At 63.7% G+C, this 24,391-nt stretch carries 22 protein-coding genes; 14 read left to right on the plus strand and 8 right to left on the minus strand.

Annotation, left to right across the window (positions count from 1 at the left end; all coding sequences use genetic code 11):
* Window positions 1-14: 14 nt before the first annotated feature.
* Both E2K99_RS24785 and E2K99_RS24790 read right to left on the minus strand, forming a co-directional pair.
* Complete coding sequence (locus E2K99_RS24785; protein WP_134223924.1) at window positions 15-677, minus strand: helix-turn-helix transcriptional regulator; 663 nt, start codon at window positions 675-677, stop codon at window positions 15-17.
* Window positions 678-766: 89 nt separating this feature from the next.
* Entirely contained in the window at window positions 767-1,441 is a 675-nt protein-coding gene (locus E2K99_RS24790) for a Crp/Fnr family transcriptional regulator (protein WP_088755430.1), read from the minus strand.
* A gap of 180 nt (window positions 1,442-1,621) precedes the next feature.
* Here E2K99_RS24790 and E2K99_RS24795 point away from each other — a divergent pair, with 180 nt between their 5' ends.
* Window positions 1,622-3,262, plus strand: coding sequence for an acyl-CoA synthetase (locus E2K99_RS24795; RefSeq protein WP_039790214.1), 1,641 nt, complete (start codon window positions 1,622-1,624; stop codon window positions 3,260-3,262).
* 22 nt (window positions 3,263-3,284) lie between these two features.
* Here E2K99_RS24795 and E2K99_RS24800 read toward each other — a convergent pair whose 3' ends face one another.
* The 6 genes from E2K99_RS24800 to E2K99_RS24825 all read right to left on the minus strand — a co-directional run bounded on the left by E2K99_RS24800 (window position 3,285) and on the right by E2K99_RS24825 (window position 9,475).
* Window positions 3,285-3,878: a putative pterin-binding protein gene (locus E2K99_RS24800; RefSeq protein ID WP_134223925.1), complete on the minus strand. Its 594-nt coding sequence runs from the start codon at window positions 3,876-3,878 to the stop codon at window positions 3,285-3,287.
* A gap of 147 nt (window positions 3,879-4,025) precedes the next feature.
* A complete protein-coding gene (panS, locus tag E2K99_RS24805) occupies window positions 4,026-4,940 on the minus strand; it encodes a ketopantoate/pantoate/pantothenate transporter PanS (RefSeq protein WP_088755427.1) in 915 nt (304 codons plus the stop codon).
* A 230-nt stretch (window positions 4,941-5,170) separates the two neighbouring features.
* The gene (locus E2K99_RS24810) at window positions 5,171-5,521 is read right to left on the minus strand and encodes a YgdI/YgdR family lipoprotein (protein WP_240733816.1); all 351 of its coding nucleotides are present in this window, start codon (window positions 5,519-5,521) and stop codon (window positions 5,171-5,173) included.
* Window positions 5,522-5,622: 101 nt separating this feature from the next.
* Window positions 5,623-7,290 (minus strand): energy-dependent translational throttle protein EttA, encoded by a 1,668-nt coding sequence (gene ettA, locus E2K99_RS24815; RefSeq protein ID WP_039790218.1) that lies wholly within the window; start codon window positions 7,288-7,290, stop codon window positions 5,623-5,625.
* Between the two features lie 41 nt (window positions 7,291-7,331).
* On the minus strand, window positions 7,332-8,228 hold the full coding sequence (gene rarD / locus E2K99_RS24820) for an EamA family transporter RarD (RefSeq protein WP_134223926.1): 897 nt from the start codon (window positions 8,226-8,228) through the stop codon (window positions 7,332-7,334).
* Between the two features lie 23 nt (window positions 8,229-8,251).
* Window positions 8,252-9,475, minus strand: a complete 1,224-nt coding sequence (locus E2K99_RS24825) for a Bcr/CflA family multidrug efflux MFS transporter (protein ID WP_134223927.1) — start codon at window positions 9,473-9,475, stop codon at window positions 8,252-8,254.
* A 471-nt stretch (window positions 9,476-9,946) separates the two neighbouring features.
* Here E2K99_RS24825 and E2K99_RS24830 point away from each other — a divergent pair, with 471 nt between their 5' ends.
* From E2K99_RS24830 to ureE, 13 genes are all read left to right on the plus strand, one after another.
* Entirely contained in the window at window positions 9,947-11,266 is a 1,320-nt protein-coding gene (locus E2K99_RS24830) for an ABC transporter substrate-binding protein (protein ID WP_134223928.1), read from the plus strand.
* Between the two features lie 13 nt (window positions 11,267-11,279).
* Entirely contained in the window at window positions 11,280-13,001 is a 1,722-nt protein-coding gene (locus E2K99_RS24835; protein WP_134223929.1) for a sensor domain-containing diguanylate cyclase, read from the plus strand.
* A 160-nt stretch (window positions 13,002-13,161) separates the two neighbouring features.
* Entirely contained in the window at window positions 13,162-13,989 is an 828-nt protein-coding gene (locus E2K99_RS24840) for a ferritin-like domain-containing protein (RefSeq protein WP_134223930.1), read from the plus strand.
* Window positions 13,990-14,426: 437 nt separating this feature from the next.
* On the plus strand, window positions 14,427-15,680 hold the full coding sequence (urtA, locus tag E2K99_RS24845; protein WP_013236630.1) for an urea ABC transporter substrate-binding protein: 1,254 nt from the start codon (window positions 14,427-14,429) through the stop codon (window positions 15,678-15,680).
* A 245-nt stretch (window positions 15,681-15,925) separates the two neighbouring features.
* Window positions 15,926-17,542 carry an urea ABC transporter permease subunit UrtB gene (gene urtB / locus E2K99_RS24850; protein WP_121041323.1) on the plus strand — a complete coding sequence of 539 codons (1,617 nt, stop codon included), beginning with the start codon at window positions 15,926-15,928 and terminating at the stop codon, window positions 17,540-17,542.
* Entirely contained in the window at window positions 17,539-18,669 is a 1,131-nt protein-coding gene (urtC, locus tag E2K99_RS24855; RefSeq protein WP_121041325.1) for an urea ABC transporter permease subunit UrtC, read from the plus strand. Before urtB ends, urtC begins: the two co-directional genes overlap by 4 nt.
* Window positions 18,666-19,535, plus strand: a complete 870-nt coding sequence (gene urtD / locus E2K99_RS24860; RefSeq protein ID WP_039790232.1) for an urea ABC transporter ATP-binding protein UrtD — start codon at window positions 18,666-18,668, stop codon at window positions 19,533-19,535. The genes urtC and urtD overlap by 4 nt, the downstream gene beginning before the upstream one ends.
* A gap of 18 nt (window positions 19,536-19,553) precedes the next feature.
* On the plus strand, window positions 19,554-20,252 hold the full coding sequence (urtE, locus tag E2K99_RS24865) for an urea ABC transporter ATP-binding subunit UrtE (RefSeq protein ID WP_008333719.1): 699 nt from the start codon (window positions 19,554-19,556) through the stop codon (window positions 20,250-20,252).
* Window positions 20,253-20,493: 241 nt separating this feature from the next.
* A complete protein-coding gene (locus E2K99_RS24870) occupies window positions 20,494-21,393 on the plus strand; it encodes an urease accessory protein UreD (protein WP_420840853.1) in 900 nt (299 codons plus the stop codon).
* Between the two features lie 90 nt (window positions 21,394-21,483).
* Window positions 21,484-21,786, plus strand: coding sequence for an urease subunit gamma (locus E2K99_RS24875; protein ID WP_008333723.1), 303 nt, complete (start codon window positions 21,484-21,486; stop codon window positions 21,784-21,786).
* 10 nt (window positions 21,787-21,796) lie between these two features.
* Window positions 21,797-22,141 carry an urease subunit beta gene (locus E2K99_RS24880; RefSeq protein WP_134223931.1) on the plus strand — a complete coding sequence of 115 codons (345 nt, stop codon included), beginning with the start codon at window positions 21,797-21,799 and terminating at the stop codon, window positions 22,139-22,141.
* Window positions 22,138-23,838 carry an urease subunit alpha gene (gene ureC / locus E2K99_RS24885; protein ID WP_121041331.1) on the plus strand — a complete coding sequence of 567 codons (1,701 nt, stop codon included), beginning with the start codon at window positions 22,138-22,140 and terminating at the stop codon, window positions 23,836-23,838. Before E2K99_RS24880 ends, ureC begins: the two co-directional genes overlap by 4 nt.
* Window positions 23,839-23,856: 18 nt before the next feature.
* Entirely contained in the window at window positions 23,857-24,390 is a 534-nt protein-coding gene (gene ureE / locus E2K99_RS24890; protein ID WP_134223932.1) for an urease accessory protein UreE, read from the plus strand.
* The last annotated feature ends 1 nt before the right edge of the window (window position 24,391 follow it).

Here is a 24,391-nt window from a genome sequence, read left to right on the forward strand (position 1 = left end):
CGGCCGCAGATGCCTCAGAAATAAGGGCGGTAGCGCGGCTGGCGGGCCTGGTCATCCTGCAGCACAACGGACGGCCGGGGATGGCTGCTCAGCAGCGACAGGGCGCGGCCGGCAATCTCGGGCGGCAGGCCGATCAGGTCCTGGCAGGCGCGCTGCAGGGCCGACAGCGAGGCAAACCCGGCGGCGGCGGGACTGGCACCGGCATCTTCCATCCGCGCCAGTTGCGCCAGTACCCAGGCCACGCGCTGCTCGCGCACCAGGCTGCGCAATGACTCCCCCTCGGCAAACAGCAAGGCACGCAGGCGGGCCGTAGAGATCTGCCACTGACCTGCGATGCGCTCGGCGCACCAGTCGGCGCTGGGCTGCGCAAAGATGGCGGCGGCAAGGCGGCGGGCGTGGGGCTTGCTGGTGTCGGCGGCGCGTTCCATATCGGCGCTGGCCTCTGCCTCCAGCGCCAGCGACCAGACTGCGGGGCGCATGCCTTGTGCCGTCACGCGCGGATGGGCGAGGCAGGAAAAACGCACGAAGGGCGGCACCGTGAAACTTTCACCCTCCCGCAGCTCGACCGCAACGCCCCCGCTCTTCAAGGTGGCAGCCCCCTTCCACACCCGCACGCGCGCCGGGGCGGCGAAACGCAGTTCTCGCAGCTGCAGGTGATGATGGGTGATGATGGCCATGGAGGGGTCGATGCAGTCTCAATGCAGGGATGCTCGCCTGATCTTAAGCCGGCAGCGGGGGCCTGACTGTCATCGTGGTGACAGGCCGCTCACAGCGAGGCCATGCCGAAGGCACGCAAGCCATCGAGATCGACCACGCGGATGCTCTGGTAGGAAATCTCCACCAGCCCCAGCTCAGCCAGGTGGCGCATGGCCTGGTTCACGCGCTGGCGCGACAATCCGGTCAGGAGGCCGATCTCCTCCTGCGACAGTTCCAGCACCTTGGAAGTACGCGGATACAGCATCGGGTGGAACAGCTGTGCAATGGCCTGCGCCACGCGGGCATCGACATCGAGCAGGCGCTCGTTCTGGACCGTGGCGATGAACTGGCCCATGCGTTCGTTCAACTGGCCGATGACAAAGGCGTTGAAGGGCAGGCTCTCGGCCATGAGGCGGTGGAAGGTATCGGCCGGCACCAGCAGGATCTGTGACGCCCGGATGGCGATGACGTCATAGCGGCGCGGCTCGCGCTTGATGACGCTGCCCTCGCCGCACCAGCCGCCCTCGGGTACGCCCGAGAGCGTACTGCTGCGGCCATCGATGTTGTAGACGGCCAGCTTGATCAGGCCCTCATGCACCCCGATCCAGTATTGCGAGAGTTCGCCGCGCCGGGCCACGAAGGCATCGGCCGAAAAGCGCGTCAACTGGGTGGTGGCGGCGACCAGCGCACGATGCTCGCCGGCCAGCGCGGCGAACCAGTCGTATTGCTGCAGAAGCTGCGCCATCGGGCTGCTCATGGGATAGTCGGAGAGGAAAGGAAACGGCAAACATTGTCGCATGTCAGCCTTGTCGTCGTGATGACAAAGCGCAAGGCAGCTTCGGTGCTACCCTAGTGCAGAAAATAACAGGCGGCTGATAAAAAATGCACAGGCCGCGCCCCTCATCCCCGCCGCAAGGAGACAAGCATGGCAGACTTCGACACCGGCCTTGGCCGCAACGCCGCCAATTACGCGGCCCTCACCCCCATCGATTTCATCGCGCGCGCCGCCGCCGTCTATGGCCAGCGTCCCGCCATCATTCACGGCGCATTGCGCCAGGACTGGGACCAGACCTATCGCCGCACGCGCCGCCTGGCCAGCGCCCTGCAGCGTCTGGGCATCGGCAAGAACGACACCGTCTCGGCCATGCTGCCCAATACCCCGGCGATGGTGGAGGCGCACTTCGGCGTGCCCATGGCCGGTGCGGTATTGAATGCCCTCAACATCCGGCTCGATGCCGAATCCATCGTCTTCATGCTGCGCCATGGCGAAGCCAAGGTGCTGCTGATCGACAGCGAATTCGCCGCGCTGGCGCAGCAGTTGCGCACGCAATTGCCGGCGCTCAAAATCGTCGAGGTGTTCGACGTGCTGGGTCCGCCGCCGGTGCCCGGCGAGCGTTTCGGCCATCTGGAATACGAAGCCCTGCTGGCCGATGGGGATGAAAATTTCGAATGGCAATGGCCCGCCGACGAATGGGATGCCATTGCGCTGAACTACACCTCCGGCACCACCGGCGACCCCAAGGGCGTGGTCTATCACCATCGCGGCGCGGCCCTGAATGCGGTCTCCAACATCCTCGAATGGGATCTGCCCAAGCATCCGGTCTACCTGTGGACGCTGCCCATGTTCCATTGCAATGGCTGGTGCTTCCCGTGGACCGTGGCCGCCCGTGCAGGCGTGAACGTATGCCTGCGCAAGTTCGACCCCAAGCTGGTGTTCGACCTGATCGCAGAACATGGCATCACGCATTACTGCGCCGCGCCCATCGTGCATGCGGCGCTGGCCAATGCGCCCGAGGGCTGGCGTGCCGGCATCCGTGGCCCGGTCAAGGCGATGGTGGCCGGTGCGCCGCCGCCAGCGGCCGTGCTGGCCAAGATGGAGGCGATGCAGTTCGAGCTGACCCACGTGTATGGACTCACCGAAGTCTATGGCCCGGCGGCCGTGTGTGCGGAACAGGATGAATGGAGCACGCTGTCGGTGGATCAACGCGCGGTACAGAAATCACGGCAGGGCGTGCGCTATCACCTGCAGAGCGGGGTGACGGTACTCTCGCCGGACACCATGGAACCGGTGGCCGCCGATGGCGAGGAGATCGGCGAGATCATGTTCCGCGGCAACATCTGCATGAAGGGTTACCTGAAGAACGACAAGGCCACGCACGAAGCCTTTGCCGGGGGCTGGTTCCACACCGGTGACTTGGGGGTGATGAACGCGGACGGCTACATCAAGATCAAGGACCGCAGCAAGGACATCATCATCTCCGGCGGCGAAAACATTTCCAGTGTGGAAGTGGAAGACGTGCTGTACCGCCATCCGGCCGTGCTGGCCGCAGCGGTGGTGGCGCAACCGGATGAAAAATGGGGAGAGACACCCTGCGCCTTCGTCGAACTGAAGGACGGGGCCAACATCGATGCGGCCGAACTGACCGAATTCTGCCGGGGCCACCTGGCGGGCTTCAAGGTACCCAAGGCGATCTACTTCGGTCCGCTGCCCAAGACCTCCACCGGCAAGATCCAGAAGTTCGAACTGCGCAAGCGCATGAAATCGGACAGCGCCATCAACGTCTGAGGCGCCGCCCCATCACATCGCCTCAGGCCTTGCGCACGGCGATGTGATACAGGCCCCACGGGCATTGGCCGAAGCGCTCCGGCAAGGGGCGCGCGCTCATCTCGGGGAAGCTGTCGGCGTCATACACGGCCCACAGCGGACCGAGTCCGCCCAGCGGGATGGGCTTGCCATCCAGATGGGTGGCGATGATGAATCGGTACTTGGCGATATCTTCCGCCGAGACCAGCACCGCATAGCCATCGACGGCGCGCAGGGCACAGTTCTGCACGGTGGCGGGACCTCCGACGGCGCGCAAGACTTCCGAGAGCAGCGGACCGCGCAGGCTGTGGCGGCGGCCATCGTATTCCAGCGTGGGATGGATCTCCACCGAAGGCAGCGCGGCGAGCGCGGCAAAATCGAAGGTGTGGGCCTTGTCGAACGCCAGTTTCTGCTTGGCCATCATCTGGTCCAGCGCCGGATCGAGCGGGCCGCGATTGGCCTTGCTGATGTCGCCGGTCACCGTGAGCAATACCGGACCTGCGGCAGCACCAGGCTTCTTGTCAGCGGCCAGCGCCGGGAGAGCCACGGGCGCGGCCAGCAGCGAGGCACCGAGGCCGAGAAACTTGCGTTTTTGCATGGAAAACCCTCCTGATGGAGATGGATGGGACGTGCTGTGATGGCGGATTGTAATCAGTTTTTGCCCATCACTGCGCACCAATGACAACGGCCCGCATCAAGGCGAAGCGGGCCGTTGGATTCAGCGCTGCATCACTGCAACTGCGCTTCAGTCACGTGGCGGACGGCCACGCCAGTAGCCGGCCAGCAGCGACCCCGAGAGGTTGTGCCACACCGAGAACAACGCGCCCGGCAAGGCCGCCACCGGCGTGAAATACAGCTTGCCCAGGGCGGCCGCCAACCCGGAATTCTGCATCCCGACTTCGATGGCCAGCGTGCGGCAGACCGCTTCGTCGAAGCCCAGCAGGCGGCCACCCCAGTAGCCACCCAGCAAACCCAGGCCGTTGTGCAGGATCACACCCACCAGCACCACCAGGCCGACCGAAGCGATGCTGGCCTGGCTGCCCGCAACCACCGCCGAGATGATCAGCAGGATGGCCACCATCGACACCAGCGACAGGTAGGGCTCGATGCGGCGGATCAGCTTGCCCGCGAACAGGTTCAGCACCAGGCCGACCGCGATGGGGACCACCACGATCTGCACGATCGACATCAGCATGGCGTGGGCGTCGAAGTGGATGGAGGCATCCACGTAGAGCTCGGTCAGCATCGGCGTGGCGAACACCGACACCAGCGCGGAGAGCGTGGAGATCGTCACCGACAGGGCCACATCGCCGCGCGAGAGATAGATCATCACGTTGGAGGCGGTGCCGGAGGCGACGCTGCCCACCAGCACCATGCCGGCGGTGAGATCGGGCGGCATGCGCAGCACCTTGGCGATGACCCAGGCGGCCAGCGGCATGACCAGGTAGTGCAGGATGATCCCGGCAGCCACCGGTGCGGGGCGCTTGATGATGCGCTTGAAGTCGTCCACGGTGAGGGTGACGCCCATGGTCAGCATGATGAGCGTCAACAGCTGGGTGATGTATTTTCCGATGGGCGTGAAGGTCGGCGGCGAGAAGTAGGCAGCGGCGGAAAGCAGCAGCGCCCACACGGGAAAGAGGCGGGTGATGGTGGCAAGCATGGCAATGGATGAATGATGAATACAGGCCCGTGCATGAAGACGCTCATGCCGGGATGGCGCGTTTTTTATGTTCATTGCGCGGATGACGCACACTGCGGCGGAGAGGCTTCGTGCACCAGGTCCGGTGGCGGTCTCTTCTCTATCCTCGATCACGCGCCTTGTGGGCGCGGCAAGGGCGTGATTCTACCCGCGCAGGCCGATTCCTGCCGGCTCCCGGGCCGTGGGACGGCCTACTGGCGAATAAGATCACATTTGAAACTAAGCATCACCTTGGGCGGCATCACGCCGATCACGCCTTCCGAACGTTCGCTGCCGATGATGCGCGCACGGCGGCCCTGCTGCCGGCACCAGTCGTCGGCCTGCTGCAGACCCTGTACCGCGACGCCGTCGTTGCCGTGCCAGCGTGAACTGGCCACCAGCAGGTAGGTGTCCTTGTCGATCTGCGTGACCGGTTGCGAGGAGGCGCAGCCGGCCAGTGCGGCCACCATCGCAAGGGACAGCGTCGGCATCAGGCGGATTGTCATCGGGGCTCCCTTAGTCTTGTGATCCACGATGGTAGCCAGCGCGATGGGTGGCGTCATGCGTCCCTACAACTCTTTACCTCCGACGACGTTCCGCTGCACGGACGAAAAAAAACGCCGCTGGAAGCAGCGGCGTTTTCCCGACCATTTCAGTCAAGCCATCAACGCGTAACCGGTTTGTAACGGATACGCTTGGGCTTGGCGGCTTCTTCGCCGAGGCGCTTCTTCTTGTCGGCTTCGTATTCCTGATAGTTGCCGTCGAAGAAGGTGACCTGCGAATCGCCTTCGAAGGCGATGATGTGGGTGGCGATACGGTCCAGGAACCAGCGATCGTGGGAGATCACCAGCACGGTGCCGGCGAATTCCAGCAGCGCATCTTCCAGGGCGCGCAGGGTTTCCACGTCGAGGTCGTTGGACGGTTCGTCCAGCAGCAGGACGTTGCCGCCCTGCAGCAGCGTCTTGGCCAGGTGCAGGCGGCCACGCTCACCGCCGGACAGGTTGCCGACCACCTTCTGCTGGTCGCCGCCCTTGAAGTTGAAGCGGCCCAGGTAGGCGCGCGAGGGCATTTCGAAACGGCCCACGGTGAGGATGTCGGCACCGCCCGAGACATCTTCGAAGACCGTCTTCTTGTTGCCCAGGTCTTCACGCGACTGGTCCACCAGCGACACCTTGACGGTGGGGCCCAGCACCAGTTCACCGCTGTCCGGGGTTTCACGGCCGGCCAGCATGCGGAACAGGGTCGATTTACCGGCGCCGTTGGGACCGATGATGCCGACGATGGCACCGGCCGGGATCTTGAAGTTCAGGTTGTCGATCAGCAGGCGGTCGCCATAGCCCTTGCTGACGTTCTTGAATTCGATGACTTCATTGCCCAGGCGCTCGGCCACGGGAATGAAGATTTCCTGGGTTTCATTGCGCTTCTGGTATTCGTATTCGGAGAGCTCGTTGAAGCGGGCCAGACGCGCCTTGCTCTTGGCCTGGCGACCCTTGGGGTTCTGGCGCACCCACTCCAGTTCCTTGGCGATGGTCTTCTGGCGGGCCGATTCGCTGGCCTCTTCCTGCTTCAGGCGGGCTTCCTTCTGTTCCAGCCAGGAGCTGTAGTTGCCCTTCCAGGGGATGCCGTGGCCGCGGTCCAGTTCCAGGATCCATTCGGCGGCGTTGTCGAGGAAGTAGCGATCGTGGGTGATGGCCACCACGGTGCCGGGGAAGCGTTGCAGGAACTGCTCCAGCCAATCCACCGATTCGGCGTCCAGGTGGTTGGTCGGTTCGTCCAGCAGCAGCATGTCGGGCTTGGAGAGCAGCAGCTTGCACAGCGCCACGCGGCGCTTTTCGCCACCGGAGAGCACGCCGATCTTGGCATCCCAGGGCGGCAGGCGCAGTGCGTCGGCAGCCATTTCGAGCTGCTGGTTCAGGCTGTTGCCGTCAGCGGCGGCGATGATGGCTTCCAGGCGCGCCTGCTCGGTGGCGAGGGCGTCGAAGTCGGCGTCTTCTTCTGCATAGGCGGCGTAGACCGCGTCCAGCTTGGCCTGGGCTTCGAAGACTTCACCGAGGGCGCTTTCGACTTCCTGGCGCACGGTCTTCTCGGCGTCGAGCTGGGGTTCCTGCGGCAGATAGCCGATGTTCAGGTTGGGCATCGGGATGGCTTCACCCTCGATTTCCTTGTCGATGCCGGCCATGATCTTGAGCAGGGTGGACTTGCCCGAGCCGTTCAGGCCGAGCACGCCGATCTTGGCGCCGGGGAAGAAGGACAGCGAGATGTCCTTGAGGATCTGCCGCTTCGGCGGCACGATCTTGCCGACGCGGTTCATGGTAAAGACGTATTGAGCCATGGTATGAGTTGCCAGTGAGAGGGAAACGATAGGAGGCGGCGTCAGGCGCCGCCGGCGCTGGGCTCTGCCGAGCTTTGCGCGCGGGTGCGCAGGTAGCGCCACAAGCCTTCGGCGGAGTATACCGCGAGCGCCACCCAGATCACGCAAAAGCCGATGGCGCGCGCCCCGGTGAAGGGCTCGCCGTAGATCAGCACGCCCCCCAGCAGCTGGATGGTAGGCGAAATGTATTGCATCAGACCCAGCATCGACAAGGGGATGCGGCGCGCGCCATGGGCAAAGAGCAGCAGCGGCACCGCCGTGATCGGGCCGGACAGGGCCAGCAGGATTTTGGCTGTGGTCGATGCATGGGTGAAGGCGTTGCTGTCACGCAAGGTATCCACGCCCAGGATGGCCAGCACCAGCGGCAGCATCAGCAAGGTTTCCAGCGACAGGCCTTCGAGCGCGCCCAGGTGCGCGGTCTTGCGCAGCAGGCCATAGAACGCGAAGGTGAGCGCGATCAGCAGCGAGATCCACGGCAGGCTGCCGTTGGCGAAGGTCAGCCAGATCACGGCACCGAGTGCCAGGAAGACCGCCAACCATTGCAGGGGACGCATGCGTTCCTTCAGGATCAGGTAGCCCATGAAGACGCTCATGAGCGGGCTCATGAAGTAGCCCAGGCTGGTATCGACGATGCGCCCGGCGTTGACGGCCCAGACATACAGGGTCCAGTTGCCGGTCAGCAGCAGGGCCGAGAGCAGGAAGCCCAGCACCACCATGGGCCGCTTGATGACCTCGCCCACCCAGCGCCATTGCCGCCGCCAGGCCAGCACGGCCACCAGGAACACGCAGGACCAGAAGAGGCGGTGCACGACGATATCGAAGGAGGGAATCTCCTTGAGCAACTTGAAATACAGCGGGAACAGGCCCCACAGGATGGAGGCGCAAACGGCGTGAAGCATGGCGGATCAGCGTTTCCCGAGGATCAATGCAGGGCCGGCGTCACCGGCTCATGCTTGGCCACGAAGTGATACAGCAGGAAGGCGCTCACGCCGCAGATGGCCATCACCGACACCAGCGGCAAGGCGGTCCCGTCATGCCACAGGCTCATCACCACCCCCGAAAGCACGCCCATGCCGAATTGCAGCGTGCCCATCAAGGCCGCTGCGGTACCGGCCTGGCGGCCCTGGTGCTTCAACGCAATGGCAGTGGCATTGGGACCCGTGAAGCCATAGGCCGTCAGGAAACCGAAGAAACCGAACAGCAACAGCGGCAGGCTCTCCAATCCGGCCAGAACGGCCAGCACCACCGCCAGCGACAGGCCGGCCGGTACCCACAGCACCTTGCCCAGCACGCGTTCGGCCGAGCGCTTGACCACCAGGCGCGCATTGACCTGCGAAGCGGCGATCAGTCCGATGGCGTTCGACGCAAACACGAAACCGAAATACTGCGGCTTGATCCCGTGCAGCTCGATCACCACGAACGGACCGCCTGCGATGTAGGCGAACATGCCCGCCTGTACCAACCCTCCGCACAGCACGAAGGACATGAACTGGCGATGGCGCAGCAAACCCCAGTACTGGCGCAAGGTGCGGCCCAGATGCAGCGGTTCGGCACGGGAGACATCCACCGTTTCGGTCAGGTACTTGCGCGTGCCGAGCATGCACAGCAGGCCGAAGATCGTCAGCACCACGAAGATGCCGCGCCAGCTGGCAAAGACCAACATCAGGCCGCCGATGAAAGGAGCGAGGATGGGTGCCAGGCCAAACACCAGCATCAGCATCGAGAATGCCTTGGCCGAACCCTCGGCCCCCATGCGATCACGCACCATCGCGCGCGGGATCACCATGCCGGCGCTGCCTCCCAGCCCCTGGAACAATCTCAGCACGATCAGTGTCTCAATGCTCTGTACAAAAATGCACAGCAGGGAGCATACGAAATACAAGGCGATGCCGAAGAACAAGGGCGGCTTGCGGCCGAAGCGATCCGACAGCGGACCATAGAACATCTGCCCGACGGCCAGGCCGACGAGGAAAGAAGCAAGCGTGAGCTGGACCAGGTTGGTGCCCACGCCGAGTTCCTTGGCGATGGCGGTGAAGCTGGGCAGGTACATGTCGATGGCCAGCGCGCCCAGTGCAGTCAAGGCTGCCAGGACGGCCAGCCATGGGGGAAATTTGCCCATGGAGAGCGAAGTATCTTTGTTGTGCATGTGGAATTCGATGAGACAGCCGCATCGTCGGCAGTGAGGACGGTGCCGGCAGGTTGCAGCAAGGTGAAGCGCGATCGCCCCGCAAGGCGTGAGGGCCACATTATAAGGGCCTGTTCATTTTCGTTCAGGCGGCACATCAAGGCGGACGTAATTGCGCCGTGGCAAAAGCTGAACAAAGACAAGAAATACACACGCGGTTCGTGCAGGACGATGTAAAAGCTGGCAAACTTGTTGTCATTGTTCTCACATGCCAGGATCGTGCAAAGGGAGCGGCAGGTAGGCGCAACGCGGGCTGCAGCGGGTTACGTGACACAGATCACCATGACTGCGCGAAGGTCAACGCGGCACCATGCGCATTGCTGTAAAACAAGAAAAGTTTAGCCGCAGGGGAAATCGATGCGTGGCCGATATACGCCATCAGTAACAGGCGTGCCTGATCCGGGTTGCCACTCCAGCTGCGGGCAGTCAGGCATGACAGGGTACGCCAAGCGCGGACTCGGAATCTTCATCGCGGGGGTGGCGTCAGCACTCCTGCTGACGGCTTGCGAGCGTGGCGACGACAGCGCTGCCAGGGCCACCGCAGCCGCCGAACCGGTGGTGCTCACCGCGCTGGTCTGGGCACCCGACTGGTCCGAGGAAATGCATCGCGTGGCCGATGCCTTCTCGCTCAAGCATCCCGAGGTGCGGATCAACCTGCAATTCATGATCGGCAATTCCGTCGAAGAAAACCTCAAACCGCGCGCCGCCACCGACAGCCTGCCCGACATCGTCTCGGTCAACGCCAATCCGTATACGGCGACCCTGGCGGACCAGGGCTTGCTGGCCGACATCGGCGATACCCAGGCCTGGGGCAACATGCTGGAGGTCCTGCAACGCGAATGGACCTCGCCGGGCGGGCGGCGCTATGGCATTCCCTCGGGCGTGGCCACCACGCTGATCTACTACAACCGCGACATGTTCGACCGCGCCGGCATCACTGCGCCACCAGCCGACTTTGAGTCCTTCCTTGCGGCCGGCGCCGCACTGCGCAAGGCCGGCCTGGTGCCGCTGGCGCTGCCGGGTGGCTTCCCCAACATGCTGGGCAATGGTCCCTTCAGCTACGGCTTCGCCAACCAGATCGCAGCCAAGGTCCCCGACTGGCGCGCCCGCATCGCCAATGGCACCCTGCAGCTGGACAATGCGGACGGCGCGGCCATCTTTGCGCGCCTGCGTACGCTGGTGGACCAGAAAATGGTGCAGGCCGACTGTCTGCGCGCCGGCTACGACACGACCCTGCGCCAGTTCGCCGAAGGCCGCGCGGCGATGACCTTCCAGGGCAGCTGGGCCGCCGGCACGCTGATGAATGCGCGCGGCATGCGGGTAGGCGTGTTCGTGCCGCCATGGAATGACAAGGGCCAGCCGCTCAAACCGGTGCTGGGCAGCGAGACCGGTTTTGCGGTAGCCCAGCGCAGCGGCGCGCGGCAACGGCAGGCTGCGGTGCAGTTCCTGGACTTCCTCTACGGTCCGGGGATGCCGATCTGGCAAGCCAAGCGGCAGAACATTCCGCCGTTCCGCGTGATCGCGGCCGATGTGAAAGGCGATCCCGCACTCTTCGCGCTGGTCGACCAGATGACGCGCGATGCCGCCGCCAGCAATGCACCGGGACTGTATTACTCGGTGCTGCCGGTCAATACCATCGACGTCCTGCATCCGCTCCTGCATAGCGTGCTGTCGGGCAGCCAGACCCCGGCGCGGGCCGCGCGCCTGCTGCAGGATTCCATCACCGAACAGGCACGCCTGTCGGCCAGGTAAGGGAGCGCGTTCGATGAAAAAACGGCTCGACTTTTTCTGGCTGGGTTTCCTGCGCAAGATCGAAATCCGCTACCGGCTCATCAATTCCTTCATCCTGGTCTCGCTGGTGCCGCTGGTGATCTCGGGCCTGCTGGCCTATCGCGAGACCACCCGCGCGACACAGGAGAAGGTGCGCACCTACTCGGTCCAGGTGGTCAAGCAGATCTCGCAGAATCTGATGCTGCGCATGGAAAAGATCGAGGACACCAGCGAGGAGCTGGCGCTCTCCGACAAGCTGCAGCGCCTGCTGGGCGACTATTACAGCGGCGACGAAGCCACCAGTGCCGCGGCCCGCAGCGGTGTGGCGCGCGTGCTGCTGGACACCTATGGATCGCTGCCGGACGTGAACCAGAAATACCTGCTGGACCGCAAGCGCCAGGTCATCGATCCGCAGATCTTTGCGCCGCTGGCCAGCAACATCACCCGCGTGGCGGAGGAGGCGCCGGACCTCGGCGGACGCGGCTGGTGGACGCTCTACAACGGCGGCCATGGCCAGAAGAGCGTGGCCATGCTGCGCGAGATCCGCTTCACCGGCAACAACCGCGCTGCCGGCGTGCTCTTCGTCGGTGTGCGGCCGAGCTACTTCTTCAGCATCTTCGAGGGTGTGGACCTGGGCTATGACTCCAGTCTGTTCATCGTCGATGCGAGCGATGGCACGGTGGTCGTGCAGGGACGCGACACCAGCTTCAGCAGCGCCGACCCGGCCCTGCTGGAAGGCATCACGGCCAGCGTGGGACAACGCCGCACCAGCGATTTCATCGCCTATACACGTGCTGACAAGACGCGCTACTACGCCGCCATCGCCCAGTTGCCGCACACCTCGTGGTGGGTAGTCAGCGCCACGCCGAGCGACAAGCTCAATGCCGATACCCGCTCGGTGCGCGACAAGATCATCGCCATCGGCCTGCTGTGCTTTGCCGCTTCGCTGTTCCTCTCGGCGCTGATCGCGCGCAGTATCAGCGTGCCCCTGCAGCGCCTGGTGGGCGCCATGAAGGAAGCCGGCAGCGGCGATACCACGGTGCGCGTGGAACAGGCCGGCGGCGACGAGATCGCCATCCTCTCGCGCAAGTTCAACGAGATGGCCGGCAAGCTGCAGCAGAACAAGGAAGAACTGGAAGATCAGGTCGCCCGCCGCACGCGCGAACTGGAGCTGGCCAACCGCAAGCTGGAAGCGCTGTCGGCCACCGATGGCCTGACCGGGGTGGCCAACCGGCGTCGCTTCGACGAGGTACTCGACAGCGAGCTGCGGCGCTCGGTGCGCTCCGGCCATGCGCTGGCGCTCCTGATGCTGGACGTGGATTACTTCAAGAAATACAACGACCGCTACGGCCACGTGGCAGGGGATGAGTGCCTGCGCATCGTGGCGCGCGTGCTGCAGAAGAGTTCGCGCCGCGCTACCGACCTGGTAGCACGCTATGGCGGCGAGGAGTTCTGCGTCATCATCGCCGAGAGCGATACCGCCCATGCCCTGCAGCAGGCCGAGCACATCTGCCAGGCCATCTTCGAACTCAAGCTGCCGCATGCCGATTCGCCCTTCGGCTACATCACGGCCAGCATCGGCGTGGCCTCGCTGCAGCCGGATGAGCACACCAGCGCCGAACAACTGCTGCGCGTGGCCGACCAGGCGCTGTATCACGCCAAGTACCAGGGCCGCAACCGCGTGGTGCTGGGCAGTGACGCTACCAGCAACCTGTGATCGGGTAGAGTCGCCCGGACCGGCCCACCTGACGAAATGCTGACGTCGCGCGACGCTTTGCAAAGTTGCGTCAAGACGCCGGCGGCGGCCCTGAACCAATGTCATCGCGCTGCATCATATCGCTATGCCCACCATCACTTTGAGAAGAGAGGTATAGCAGATGAACCCGAGTCGCCAAGAAAAAAAACACTGGACCATCGATGACATCGACCTGAGCCGCATCGACCGCGAGCGGGTGCGGCAGGATGAAGATCTGTTCTACCTGGTGGCCTGCGCCTCCTTCGTCGAAAGCGGTTCCGACCTCTACACCCACAACCTGGTGGAATTCTACAAAGGCGATGCCGAGGTCGAGACCTGGTTGCGCGAGCAGTGGGAACAGGAAGAGCTGCAGCACGGCGCGGCCCTGCGCGCCTATGTCGAGCATGTCTGGCCGGAGTTCGACTGGCCGCGCGCCTATCAGGGCTTCCTTGACGAATATTCGCAATACTGCAAGGTCGAACTGCTCGAACCCACGCGGGCCCAGGAACTGGCCGCGCGCTGCGTGGTCGAGACCGGCACCTCCACCTACTACCGGGCGCTGGCGCGGGCCACCGACGAGCCGGTCCTGAAGCACCTGGCCGGACTCATCGCCAATGACGAGGTCAATCACTACAAGCATTTCTACCAGTACTTCCGCCGCTATCGCCGCGAAGAAAACATCGGCCGCTCGCGCGTCTTCGGCACCCTCAGCCGGCGCACCCTGGAACTGAAGAGCGAAGACGCCGATTGCGCCATCCGCCACGTGGTGATGGTGTACAAGCCGGAACTGGCCGCCGATCCGGCACGCGTGAAGGAACTGGCCTCGCGCATGAGCCGTACCGTGCGCGTCAATCTCAAGCCCGAAACCACCATCAAGATGATCATGCGGCCGCTGGAGTTGCCGGTGACCCTGCAGAACATGATCGAATTCCCCTTGCGCCAGTTCATGCAGCACGTGCTGTTGCGCTGATCCCGCGCCGCAGGGTGGTCCGCCAGGACCATCTGAACCACCCCAAGCGCCAGGCAGGCACCGCAATGGATCACGCCGCCTGGCGCTTCATCATTCACGATGTGCTCATTATTGTGAACAATCCGTCTCACCCCTCAGGAAGTTGAGCCACCTGCCGCAAACCCGCCTCCACTGGCGCTTTGCGCGGCGCACCAAGATCGCGCACAACCGAGCGCCAGGCTGGTGAGTGTTGCCGCAGCGACATGAGACTGTTGACAATGGCGCTCGGCTTTGGTGCGCAATCCTGGCGTGCCTGACAACATTCTTCCCGCACCGCGCCCCTCCCCGCCCCGCTTTGATGCAGCCCGCAGGCCCTTGGCGGGGCATTGGCACGCAATCTGCTAAAGCGACTGGGCAGTGAAAAAAATCTTCCAAAACTTTTCTCGAGGGAGCACCACATGTCACGTCGTACCGTACTGAAAGCCACCGCTCTGGGCGCATTCGCACTGGCCGCATCCTCCTGGCTGCCTTCGGCCTTCGCTGCCGACACCATCAAGGTCGGTATCCTGCACTCGCTGTCGGGCACCATGGCGATTTCCGAAACGTCCCTGAAGGACGTGGCCCTGATGACCATCGACGAAATCAACGCCGCCGGCGGCGTGATGGGCAAGAAGCTCGAACCGGTGGTGGTCGACCCCGCCTCGAACTGGCCGCTGTTCGCCGAAAAGGCCCGCCAGCTGATCTCCCAGGACAAGGTCTCGGTGGTCTTCGGCTGCTGGACTTCGGTGTCGCGCAAGTCGGTGCTGCCGGTCTTCAAGGAACTGAACAGCCTGCTGTTCTACCCGGTGCAGTACGAAGGTGAAGAACTGGAGAAGAACGTCTTCTACACCGGTGCTGCCCCCAACCAGCAAGCCATTCCCGCCGTGGAATACCTGATGTCCAAGGAAGGCGGCGGCGCCAAGCGCTTCGTGCTGCTGGGCACCGACTACGTCTACCCGCGCACCACCAACAAGATCCTGCGCGCCTTCCTGCACAGCAAGGGTGTGAAGGACTCCGACATCGACGAGGTCTACACCCCGTTCGGCCACTCCGATTACCAGACCATCGTGGCCAACATCAAGAAGTTCTCCGCAGGTGGCAAGACGGCCGTGATCTCGACCATCAACGGCGACTCCAACGTGCCCTTCTACAAGGAACTGGGCAACGCCGGCCTGAAGGCGACCGACGTGCCGGTGGTGGCGTTCTCGGTGGGTGAAGAAGAACTGCGCGGTGTCGATACCAAGCCGCTGGTGGGCCACCTGGCCGCCTGGAACTACTTCGAATCGGTGAAGAATCCGGTCAACACCGCCTTCATCAAGAAGTGGAAGGAATACGCCAAGGCCAAGAACCTGCCCAACGCCGATACCGTCGTGACCAACGACCCGATGGAAGCCACCTACGTCGGCATCCACATGTGGGCACAGGCCGTGGAAAAGGCCAAGTCCACCGACACCGACAAGGTGATCGCCGCCATGGGCGGCCAGACCTACAAGGCACCGTCGGGCTACACGCTGGAAATGGACAAGACCAACCACCACCTGCACAAGCCCGTCATGATCGGCGAAATCAAGGCGGACGGTCAGTTCAACGTGGTCTACAAGACCAAGACCACCATCCGCGCACAACCCTGGAGCCCGTACATCCCGGGCAACGAAAGCAAGCAGAAGAACTAAGCTTGCGGTTGTTGTTGTAGTTCATGGCGTTCTTCGGAGCGCCTTCGATACGCCGCGCTGCGGCTACTCAGTCCGAACGGGTTTTTGTTGCACAATCTACAGACCGTTCGCCCTGAGTAGCCGCGTCAGCGGCGTATCGAAGGCGCTCCGTCCGCCCCGATGCATCTCCCTCCACAAGAAAACCGCCCGACGACTCGCTCCGGCCAGCCTATTGACCGGCCCGCGCTTCGAGGCGCACACCGACCATGAAACCAGCCATCCAGTTCCTACGCGGGCTGCTCGCGACCTGGCTTTGCGTCCACGCCCTGGGGGCGTTCGCAGCCATCGATCCGGCCCTGCTCAAGCCCCTTGGCGGAGACGACCCCGACGCGCGTATCGACGCCGTCAACCAGATTGCTGCGCTGGCCAATGAAGACGCGCTCAAGATCCTCAACGCCTTGAACAGCGACGCGCTCTACGTCACCCCCGCCGGTGACGTGCTCATCGTCGACGACGCGGGCAAGGCGTTCAATCCGGCCAATGACCAGACCGGCCCGGCGCCAGATGACGCCGAAGGCATCACCGTCAACAACCGCCTGCGCGGTGCTGTCGATGGCGCGCTCTCGGGCCTGAAGCTGCTCTCACCTCAGCGCGACCAGCGCCTGGCCGCCGCCGGTGAATTGCTCAAGAATGCCGACCCGGCGCAGATCCCGCTGATCGAAAAAGCGCTCGCCAAGGAAAGCGATCCGCAGATCAAGGACGTGCTGCAGCAGGTGCAAGCCACCGCCAACCTGCATTCGGCCGACCCGGCGGCACGCCGCGCGGCCGTCAAGAAACTGGCCGAGACCACCAATGCGTCCCTCAAGCCGGTGCTGGAAAACATGCTGGCCAAGAATCCCGATGGCTCCTACGTCGAAGCTGATGAAGGCGTCCGCATCGAAGCAGTCCGCACGCTCTCCGCGCTGGACCGCCACCTGGCCATCGTCGACTTCGCCGGCAAGCTGTTCTATGGCGTCTCGCTGGGCAGCGTGCTGCTGCTGGCCGCACTGGGCCTGGCCATCACCTTCGGCCTCATGGGCATCATCAACATGGCCCACGGTGAGCTGCTGATGATCGGTGCCTACACCACCTACGTATGCCAGCTGGTGTTCCGCAAGTTCTTCCCCGGCGCCATCGATGCGTATCTGGTGGTGGCACTGCCGGCCGCCTTCATCGTGGCCGCGGCCGTCGGCATCGCGCTGGAGCGCCTGGTGATCCGCTGGCTCTATGGCCGTCCACTGGAAACCCTGCTCTGCACCTGGGGCATCAGCCTGATGCTGATGCAAGGTGTGCGCTCCATCTTCGGTGCGCAGAACGTGGAAGTGGCCAACCCGAGCTGGATGTCGGGCGGCGTGACCGTGCTGGGTTCGCTGGTGCTCTCCTACAACCGCATCGTGATCGTGTTCTTCGCGCTCTTCGTAGTGTTCGCGGTGTGGCTGATCCTGAACAAGACCCGCCTGGGCCTGTTCGTGCGCGCCGTCACGCAGAACCGTCGCATGGCTGACTGCGTGGGCGTGTCCACCGGCAAGATCGACATGATGACCTTCGGTCTCGGTTGCGGCATCGCCGGTCTCGGTGGCGTGGCGCTCTCGCAGCTGGGCAACGTCGGTCCCGACCTGGGGCAGGGTTACATCGTCGACTCGTTCATGGTGGTGGTGCTGGGTGGCGTGGGCCAGCTGGCCGGGACCGTCATCGCAGCCTTCGGCCTGGGCGAAGTCAACAAATTCCTGGAACCGATGGCCGGTGCCGTGCTGGCCAAGATCGCCATCCTGGTCTTCATCATCGTATTCATCCAGAAGCGTCCGCAAGGTCTCTTCGCACTCAAGGGAAGGAGCGTGGAATGAGCACCATGATCATGCGCCCCTCGCTGTTCAATCGCCCGTCCTGGACCGGCATCGTCATCTGCACCATCGTGCTGGCACTGCTGCCGGTCTGTAACCTGCTGTTCCCCGCCGATAGCGCACTGCACGTGTCCTCCTACACCGTCGCTCTGGTCGGAAAGTTCATGTGCTATGCCATGGCCGCGCTGGCCCTGGACCTGGTATGGGGCTACACGGGCATCCTCTCGCTGGGGCATGGCGTTTTCTTCGCACTGGGCGGATACGCCCACGGCATGTACCTGATGCGCGCCATCGGCCGTGACGGCGTGTACCAGAGCAACCTGCCTGACTTCATGGTGTTCCTGAACTGGAAGGCCTATCCCTGGTACTGGTGGATGACCGACCACTTCTGGTTCTCCATGCTGCTGGTGGTGCTGGTGCCGGGTCTCTTGGCCTTCGTGTTCGGCTACTTTGCGTTCCGTTCGCGCATCAAGGGCGTGTATTTCTCCATCATCACGCAAGCGATGACCTTCGCCTTCATGCTGCTGTTCTTCCGCAACGATACCGGCTTCGGCGGCAACAACGGCTTCACCGACTTCAAGCGCATCCTCGGCTTCACCATCACCGCACCGGCCACCAAGGCGGTGCTGTATCTGGTGACGCTGGCGCTGCTGTTCGGTGCCCTGGTCCTGTGCCGCATGATCGTCACCTCCAAGCTGGGCCGCGTGCTGCAGGGCGTGCGCGATTCCGAATCGCGCCTCATGTTCATCGGCTACAACCCGCTGTGGTTCAAGCTCTTCGTGTGGACGCTGTCGGCCGTGATCTGCGGCATCGCCGGTGCCCTGTACGTGCCACAGGTGGGCATCATCAATCCTTCCGAGATGTCGCCGGCCAACTCCATCGAGATGGTGATCTGGGCGGCCGTCGGTGGCCGTGGCACGCTGATCGGACCGATCATCGGCGCCTTCACGGTCAATGGCCTGAAGAGCTGGTTCACTGCAGCCTTCCCGGACCTGTGGCTGTATGCGCTGGGGCTGATCTTCATCCTGGTCACGCTGTTCCTGCCGCAGGGCATCCTGGGCCTGGTGCAGAAATTCAAGAAACGCGATGCCGCGTCCGCTGAGGGCAGCGCATCCAAGGAGGCCGCATGAGTGCCATCGAACCCGGCAAGAATCCAGTCGCCATCGGCGGCCTGGGCGGTAACGTCGACACGCCCCGCGCCGACCACGGCGCATCCTACGAACGCATCAAACCCGAAGGCGTCGATACCACCCACGGTGCCATTCTCTATCTGGAAAACATCACGGTGTCCTTCGATGGCTTCAAGGCCATCAACAACCTGAACCTGGATATTTCGGTCGGTGAACTGCGCTGCATCATCGGTCCCAATGGCGCGGGCAAGACCACGATGATGGACGTCATCACCGGCAAGACCCGGCCCACCGCCGGTACCGCCTTCTTCGGCCAGACCATCGACCTGACCAAGATGACCGAATACGAGATCGCCCACGCGGGCATCGGCCGCAAGTTCCAGCGCCCGACCGTGTTCGAGCAGCACACCGTGTTCGAGAACCTGGAACTGGCGATGAAGATGGACAAACGCGTCAAGACCACGCTCTTTGCGCGCCTGTCCTCGGAGCAGATCGGCAAGATCGAGGAAATCCTCAAGCTGATCCGGCTGAACGGCCAGGAACATCGCGTCGCCGGCCTGCTCTCGCACGGGCAGAAGCAGTGGCTGGAAATCGGCATGCTGTTGATGCAGGAGCCGCAGCTGCTGCTGCTGGACGAACCGGTGGCCGGCATGTCCGACGCCGAGACCGCGCGCACCGCCGAGCTGTTGAACGAGCTGCGCGGCAAGCATTCCATCATGGTGGTGGAACACGACATGGGCTTCGTCGAAGAGATCGCCCAAGGCGGCAAGGTGACCGTGCTGCACGAAGGATCGGTGCTGGCCGAAGGCAACATGCGCCAGGTGCAATCCAACGAACGCGTCATCGAAGTCTACCTGGGACGATAAGAGCGGAGACCATCATCCATGCTGCAAGTCAATGAACTGAACCAGTACTACGGCGCTGCGCATACGCTGCGCGGCGTCTCGCTCGATGTGCAGAAGGGCAAAGTTTTGTCGCTGCTGGGCCGCAATGGCGTGGGCAAGACCACGCTCCTGAAATGCCTGATGGGCGTGCTGCCGGTGGCCAAGGGCAACGTCAGCTTCGAAGGCCAGGACATCACCCGTCTCAAGCCGCACCAGCGTGCCAAGCTGGGCATCGCCTACGTGCCGCAGGGACGCGAGATCTTCGCGCGCCTGACGGTGGAAGAAAACATGCTCATGGGCATGGCTACGCTGTCGGGCCGCCGTGCCTCCACCATCAAGGGCGAGGTCTATGAACTCTTCCCGGTGCTGAAGGAAATGCTGCATCGTCGCGGCGGCGATCTTTCCGGCGGCCAACAGCAGCAGCTGGCCATCGCCCGGGCACTGCTGGCCGAGCCCAAGCTGATCATCCTGGATGAACCGACCGAAGGCATCCAGCCCTCCATCATCAAGGACATCGGCCGCGTCATCAGCCTGCTGCGCCAGCGCGGTGACATCGGCATCCTGCTGTGCGAGCAGTATTTCGACTTCGCCCGCGAACTGGCCGATACCTTCGTGGTGATGTCGCGCGGCGAAGTGGTCGCGGCCGGCACCCAGGATCAGATGGATGGCGAGGACGTAAAGAAGCATCTGGCGGTGTGACCGAAGGATGTCCAGCAGAAACCGTTCGGACTGAGTAGCCGCGCAGCGGCGTATCGAAGGCGCTCCAAGGTTGCGCCCGGCACAGCGCCTTCGATACGGCCCTGCGGGCCTACTCAGTCCGAACGGGGAGCGAGGCACAAGACGAAGCTGCGCGTTTGCAGCGGGTCTGCTATAAAGTCGCATGTTCGCGGCCAGGCAGTCCGCTTGCACACGCCGCCTTCCACGCAATGAAGAACCAGGTATGAAACGACTCCCCGGCCATCCGGAACCCGCCAGCATGCCGGCCCCCGCGACACCAGGCGCGCCCCTGCGGCATGCGCCGGACCAGGCACGCCTGGCGCTGGGCTTTGCCGACGACAAGGGCACGACGCGCCTCATGCGCCGCCAGCACTTCGGCCCCCTGCGCGTGCAGAAGCCGCTCTATCCCGAAGATCCCTCCATCTGCCACGCCATCATCGTCCACCCGCCGGGCGGCATCGTCGGTGGCGACCAGCTCTCCATCACCGCCGAGGTCGGCGCGCGCGCCCATGCGCTGCTGACCACGCCCGGTGCGGGCAAGTGGTATCGCGCCAATGGCCAGTCCTCGCGCCAGGCCGTCAGGCTCGATGCGGCAGCCGGAGCCACGCTGGAATGGCTGCCGCAGGAAACCATCTTCTTCGATGGCGCCGACGTGCGCATGGAACATGAAGTGACCCTGGCCGCCGACGCGGCTTACCTGGGTGCGGAAATCCTCTGCTTCGGCCGCACCGCCTCGGGCGAAACCTTCAACACCGGTGCCGTCAGCCAGCGTACCAGCATCCGCCGTGGCGGCAAGCTGGTGTGGTTCGAGCAGGGCCGCCTGCAGGCCGAGGCAGGGGCCATGCAAGGCCCGCTGGCGCTGGACGGGCAGACCATCTGCGGCACCCTGATCGCCGTGGGCGATGGCATGGATGCGGCGCTCCTCGGACGGCTGCGCGACACCATCGGCGCCCTGCAGCTGGAAGGGCGCAGCGGTGCCACGCTGATGAAGCAGGTGCTGATCGCGCGCTACATGGGGCCATCCAGCCTGGTGGCGCGGCAGTGGCTGCATGCGGCCTGGCATGTGCTGCGCCCGGCGGTCACCGGCAAGCCGGCGGCCATTCCGCGCATCTGGAATACATGAATACGACGTAAAACGCTGCATCAGGAAAACTGAATCAAGCCTCGCCCTGCGTTATAGAACCTGAAGGCCATCCAACGGCCAGGAGCCAACATGGAACTGACACCAAGAGAAAAAGACAAGCTGCTCATCTTCACCGCCGCGCTGCTGGCCGAGCGCCGCAAGGCCCGTGGCCTCAAGCTCAACTATCCGGAAGCGGTGGCGCTGATCACCGCCGCCATCATGGAAGGCGCACGCGATGGCAAGACCGTGGCCGAGCTGATGTCCGAGGGGACCACCATCCTGACCCGCGACGATGTCATGGAAGGCGTGCCCGAGATGATCCCCGACATCCAGGTCGAAGCCACCTTCCCCGATGGCAGCAAGCTGGTCACCGTCCACCATCCGATTCCTTGAGGAGCGCGTCATGATTCCAGGCGAAATGCTGGTCGAACCCGGCGACATCGAACTCAACGTCGGCCGCCCCACCGTGACGGTGACGGTGGCCAACAGCGGCGACCGTCCCATCCAGGTCGGCTCCCACTTCCATTTCTACGAAACCAATCCGGCACTGCGCTTCGAACGTGAAGCGGCCTATGGCATGCGCTTGAACATCGCGGCCGGGACCGCAGTGCGCTTCGAGCCCGGTCAGGAACGCACGGTGGAACTGGTGGCGCTGGCAGGGGACCGCCGCGTCTACGGCTTCAATGCACTGGTGATGGGCAAGCTGAAGGCCCGGCATGGCAACGTCAAGAAGGGGCAAACCCAATGAGCAAGATTTCCCGTTCGGCCTATGCCGAAATGTTCGGCCCCACCGTCGGCGACCGCGTGCGCCTGGCCGATACCGCACTGTTCCTGGAAGTGGAGAAGGATTACACGGTCTATGGCGAGGAAGTGAAATTCGGCGGCGGCAAGGTGATCCGCGACGGCATGGGCCAGTCGCAGCGCCCCCATGCCGAGGTGATGGATACCGTCATCACCAATGCGCTCATCGTCGATCACTGGGGCATCGTCAAGGCCGATATCGGCATCAAGTCCGGCAAGATTGCCGGCATCGGCAAGGCCGGCAATCCCGACATCCAGCCCGGCGTCACTATGGCCATTGGCGGTGCCACCGAGATCATCGCCGGTGAAGGCATGATCGTCACAGCCGGCGGCATCGACAGCCACATCCACTTCATCTGTCCGCAGCAGATCGAGGAAGCGCTCATGAGCGGCGTCACCACCATGCTGGGCGGCGGCACCGGTCCGGCCGTCGGCACGGCCGCTACCACCTGCACGCCCGGTCCCTGGCACATTCATTCCATGCTGGCCGCTGCAGACGCCTTCCCGATGAACCTCGGTTTCCTCGGCAAGGGCAACGTCAGCCTGCCGCTGCCGCTGGAAGAGCAGATCCGCGCCGGCGCCATCGGCCTGAAGCTGCACGAGGACTGGGGCTCGACGCCTGCCGCCATCGACAACTGCCTGACGGTGGCCGACCGCATGGATATCCAGGTGGCTATCCATACCGATACGCTCAATGAGGGCGGCTTCCTGGAGCACACGCTCGCGGCCTTCAAGGACCGTACCATCCACACCTTCCACACCGAAGGCGCGGGCGGCGGCCATGCACCGGACATCATCGCGGCCGTGGGCGAGGGCAATGTGCTGCCGTCCTCGACCAATCCGACGCGTCCCTTCACCGTCAATACGCTGGACGAACACCTGGACATGCTGATGGTCTGCCATCACCTGGACCCGGCCATCGCCGAAGACATCGCCTTTGCCGAATCGCGCATCCGCCGCGAGACCATCGCCGCCGAAGACATCCTGCATGACATCGGCGCGATCTCGATGATGTCTTCCGACTCGCAGGCCATGGGCCGCGTGGGCGAAGTCATCCTGCGTACCTGGCAGACCGCGCACAAGATGAAGGTGCAGCGCGGTTCGCTCAAGGAAGATACCTCGCGCAACGACAACTTCCGCATCAAGCGCTACATCGCCAAGTACACCATCAACCCGGCCATCACCCACGGCATCTCGCACGTGGTGGGCTCGCTGGAAGTGGGCAAGATCGCCGACATCGTGCTGTGGAAGCCGGCCTTCTTCGGGGCCAAGCCTTCGATGATCCTCAAGAGCGGCATGATTGCGGCCGCCCAGATGGGTGACCCCAATGCCTCCATCCCGACCCCGCAGCCGGTACATTACCGGATGATGTTCGGTGCCTATGGCGGTGGCTTGAAGACCTCGATGACCTTCGTCTCGCAGGCGGCCTTCGATGCCGGCATCGGTGAACAGCTCAAACTCAACAAGCCGGTGGTGGCCGTGAAGAACATGCGCAACCTGCGCAAGCGCGACATGATCCACAACGGTGCCACGCCGAAGATGGAAGTCGATTCCGAGACCTATGAAGTGCGCGCCGATGGCGAGCTGCTGGTGTGCGAACCGGCGGTCTCGCTGCCGCTGGCACAACGTTATTTCCTGTTCTGATTTTCATTAGATTTTTTCATGCTCACTCTCAATACCAAGATAGCCCAGGCCGAGCAGATCGACGGCGAACTGGAACTGCCCTATGACCAGCGCGAGAAGAGCCGCCTGCGTGCCACCCTGCGTTCCGGTGAAGACGTGGCGGTGTTCACCGTGCGCGGTACGGTGCTGCGCGATGGTGACCTGCTGCGCGGCGATGATGGCCGCGTGGTCAAGATCATCGCCAAGGCCGAAGCGACCTATCGCGTCGATGCCGCCGATGCGCACCTGCTGCTGCGTTGCGCCTTCCACCTCGGCAATCGTCACACCCAGGCGCATGTGGGGCACGAAGGCGGCGTCGGTTTCCTGCGCATCCGCAAGGACCCGGTGTTGAAGGAAATGCTGGAAGGGCTGGGTGCGCGAGTGAGCGAAGAACTGGCGGCCTTCGAGCCGGAAGCGGGCGCCTATGGTGGCGGCCATCACCATCATGGCGATGACCATCACCACAATCCGCTGGCACCGATTCCGCTGCGCCAGAAAATCCATCGTCCCGGCGACAAGAAGGAAGAGGGCTGAC

The organism is Herbaspirillum huttiense, assembly GCF_004367745.1.
In the GTDB taxonomy this organism is placed as follows: Bacteria; Pseudomonadota; Gammaproteobacteria; order Burkholderiales; family Burkholderiaceae_D; genus Herbaspirillum; species Herbaspirillum huttiense.

Excerpts from the sequence above, each read along its gene's own strand:
- E2K99_RS24800 (WP_134223925.1), bottom strand. The coding sequence starts at position 3,878 with ATGCAAAAACGCAAGTTTCTCGGCCTCGGTGCCTCGCTGCTGGCCGCG.
- E2K99_RS24810 (WP_240733816.1), bottom strand. The coding sequence starts at position 5,521 with ATGACGCCACCCATCGCGCTGGCTACCATCGTGGATCACAAGACTAAG.
- panS (WP_088755427.1), bottom strand. The coding sequence starts at position 4,940 with ATGCTTGCCACCATCACCCGCCTCTTTCCCGTGTGGGCGCTGCTGCTT.
- E2K99_RS24785 (WP_134223924.1), bottom strand. The coding sequence starts at position 677 with ATGGCCATCATCACCCATCATCACCTGCAGCTGCGAGAACTGCGTTTC.
- E2K99_RS24795 (WP_039790214.1), top strand. The coding sequence starts at position 1,622 with ATGGCAGACTTCGACACCGGCCTTGGCCGCAACGCCGCCAATTACGCG.
- rarD (WP_134223926.1), bottom strand. The coding sequence starts at position 8,228 with ATGCTTCACGCCGTTTGCGCCTCCATCCTGTGGGGCCTGTTCCCGCTG.
- ureE (WP_134223932.1), top strand. The coding sequence starts at position 23,857 with ATGCTCACTCTCAATACCAAGATAGCCCAGGCCGAGCAGATCGACGGC.
- urtD (WP_039790232.1), top strand. The coding sequence starts at position 18,666 with ATGAGTGCCATCGAACCCGGCAAGAATCCAGTCGCCATCGGCGGCCTG.
- E2K99_RS24835 (WP_134223929.1), top strand. The coding sequence starts at position 11,280 with ATGAAAAAACGGCTCGACTTTTTCTGGCTGGGTTTCCTGCGCAAGATC.
- E2K99_RS24790 (WP_088755430.1), bottom strand. The coding sequence starts at position 1,441 with ATGGCGCAGCTTCTGCAGCAATACGACTGGTTCGCCGCGCTGGCCGGC.
- urtC (WP_121041325.1), top strand. The coding sequence starts at position 17,539 with ATGAGCACCATGATCATGCGCCCCTCGCTGTTCAATCGCCCGTCCTGG.
- E2K99_RS24830 (WP_134223928.1), top strand. The coding sequence starts at position 9,947 with ATGACAGGGTACGCCAAGCGCGGACTCGGAATCTTCATCGCGGGGGTG.
- E2K99_RS24870 (WP_420840853.1), top strand. The coding sequence starts at position 20,494 with ATGAAACGACTCCCCGGCCATCCGGAACCCGCCAGCATGCCGGCCCCC.
- urtB (WP_121041323.1), top strand. The coding sequence starts at position 15,926 with ATGAAACCAGCCATCCAGTTCCTACGCGGGCTGCTCGCGACCTGGCTT.
- ureC (WP_121041331.1), top strand. The coding sequence starts at position 22,138 with ATGAGCAAGATTTCCCGTTCGGCCTATGCCGAAATGTTCGGCCCCACC.
- E2K99_RS24840 (WP_134223930.1), top strand. The coding sequence starts at position 13,162 with ATGAACCCGAGTCGCCAAGAAAAAAAACACTGGACCATCGATGACATC.
- urtA (WP_013236630.1), top strand. The coding sequence starts at position 14,427 with ATGTCACGTCGTACCGTACTGAAAGCCACCGCTCTGGGCGCATTCGCA.
- ettA (WP_039790218.1), bottom strand. The coding sequence starts at position 7,290 with ATGGCTCAATACGTCTTTACCATGAACCGCGTCGGCAAGATCGTGCCG.
- E2K99_RS24880 (WP_134223931.1), top strand. The coding sequence starts at position 21,797 with ATGATTCCAGGCGAAATGCTGGTCGAACCCGGCGACATCGAACTCAAC.
- E2K99_RS24875 (WP_008333723.1), top strand. The coding sequence starts at position 21,484 with ATGGAACTGACACCAAGAGAAAAAGACAAGCTGCTCATCTTCACCGCC.
- urtE (WP_008333719.1), top strand. The coding sequence starts at position 19,554 with ATGCTGCAAGTCAATGAACTGAACCAGTACTACGGCGCTGCGCATACG.
- E2K99_RS24825 (WP_134223927.1), bottom strand. The coding sequence starts at position 9,475 with ATGCACAACAAAGATACTTCGCTCTCCATGGGCAAATTTCCCCCATGG.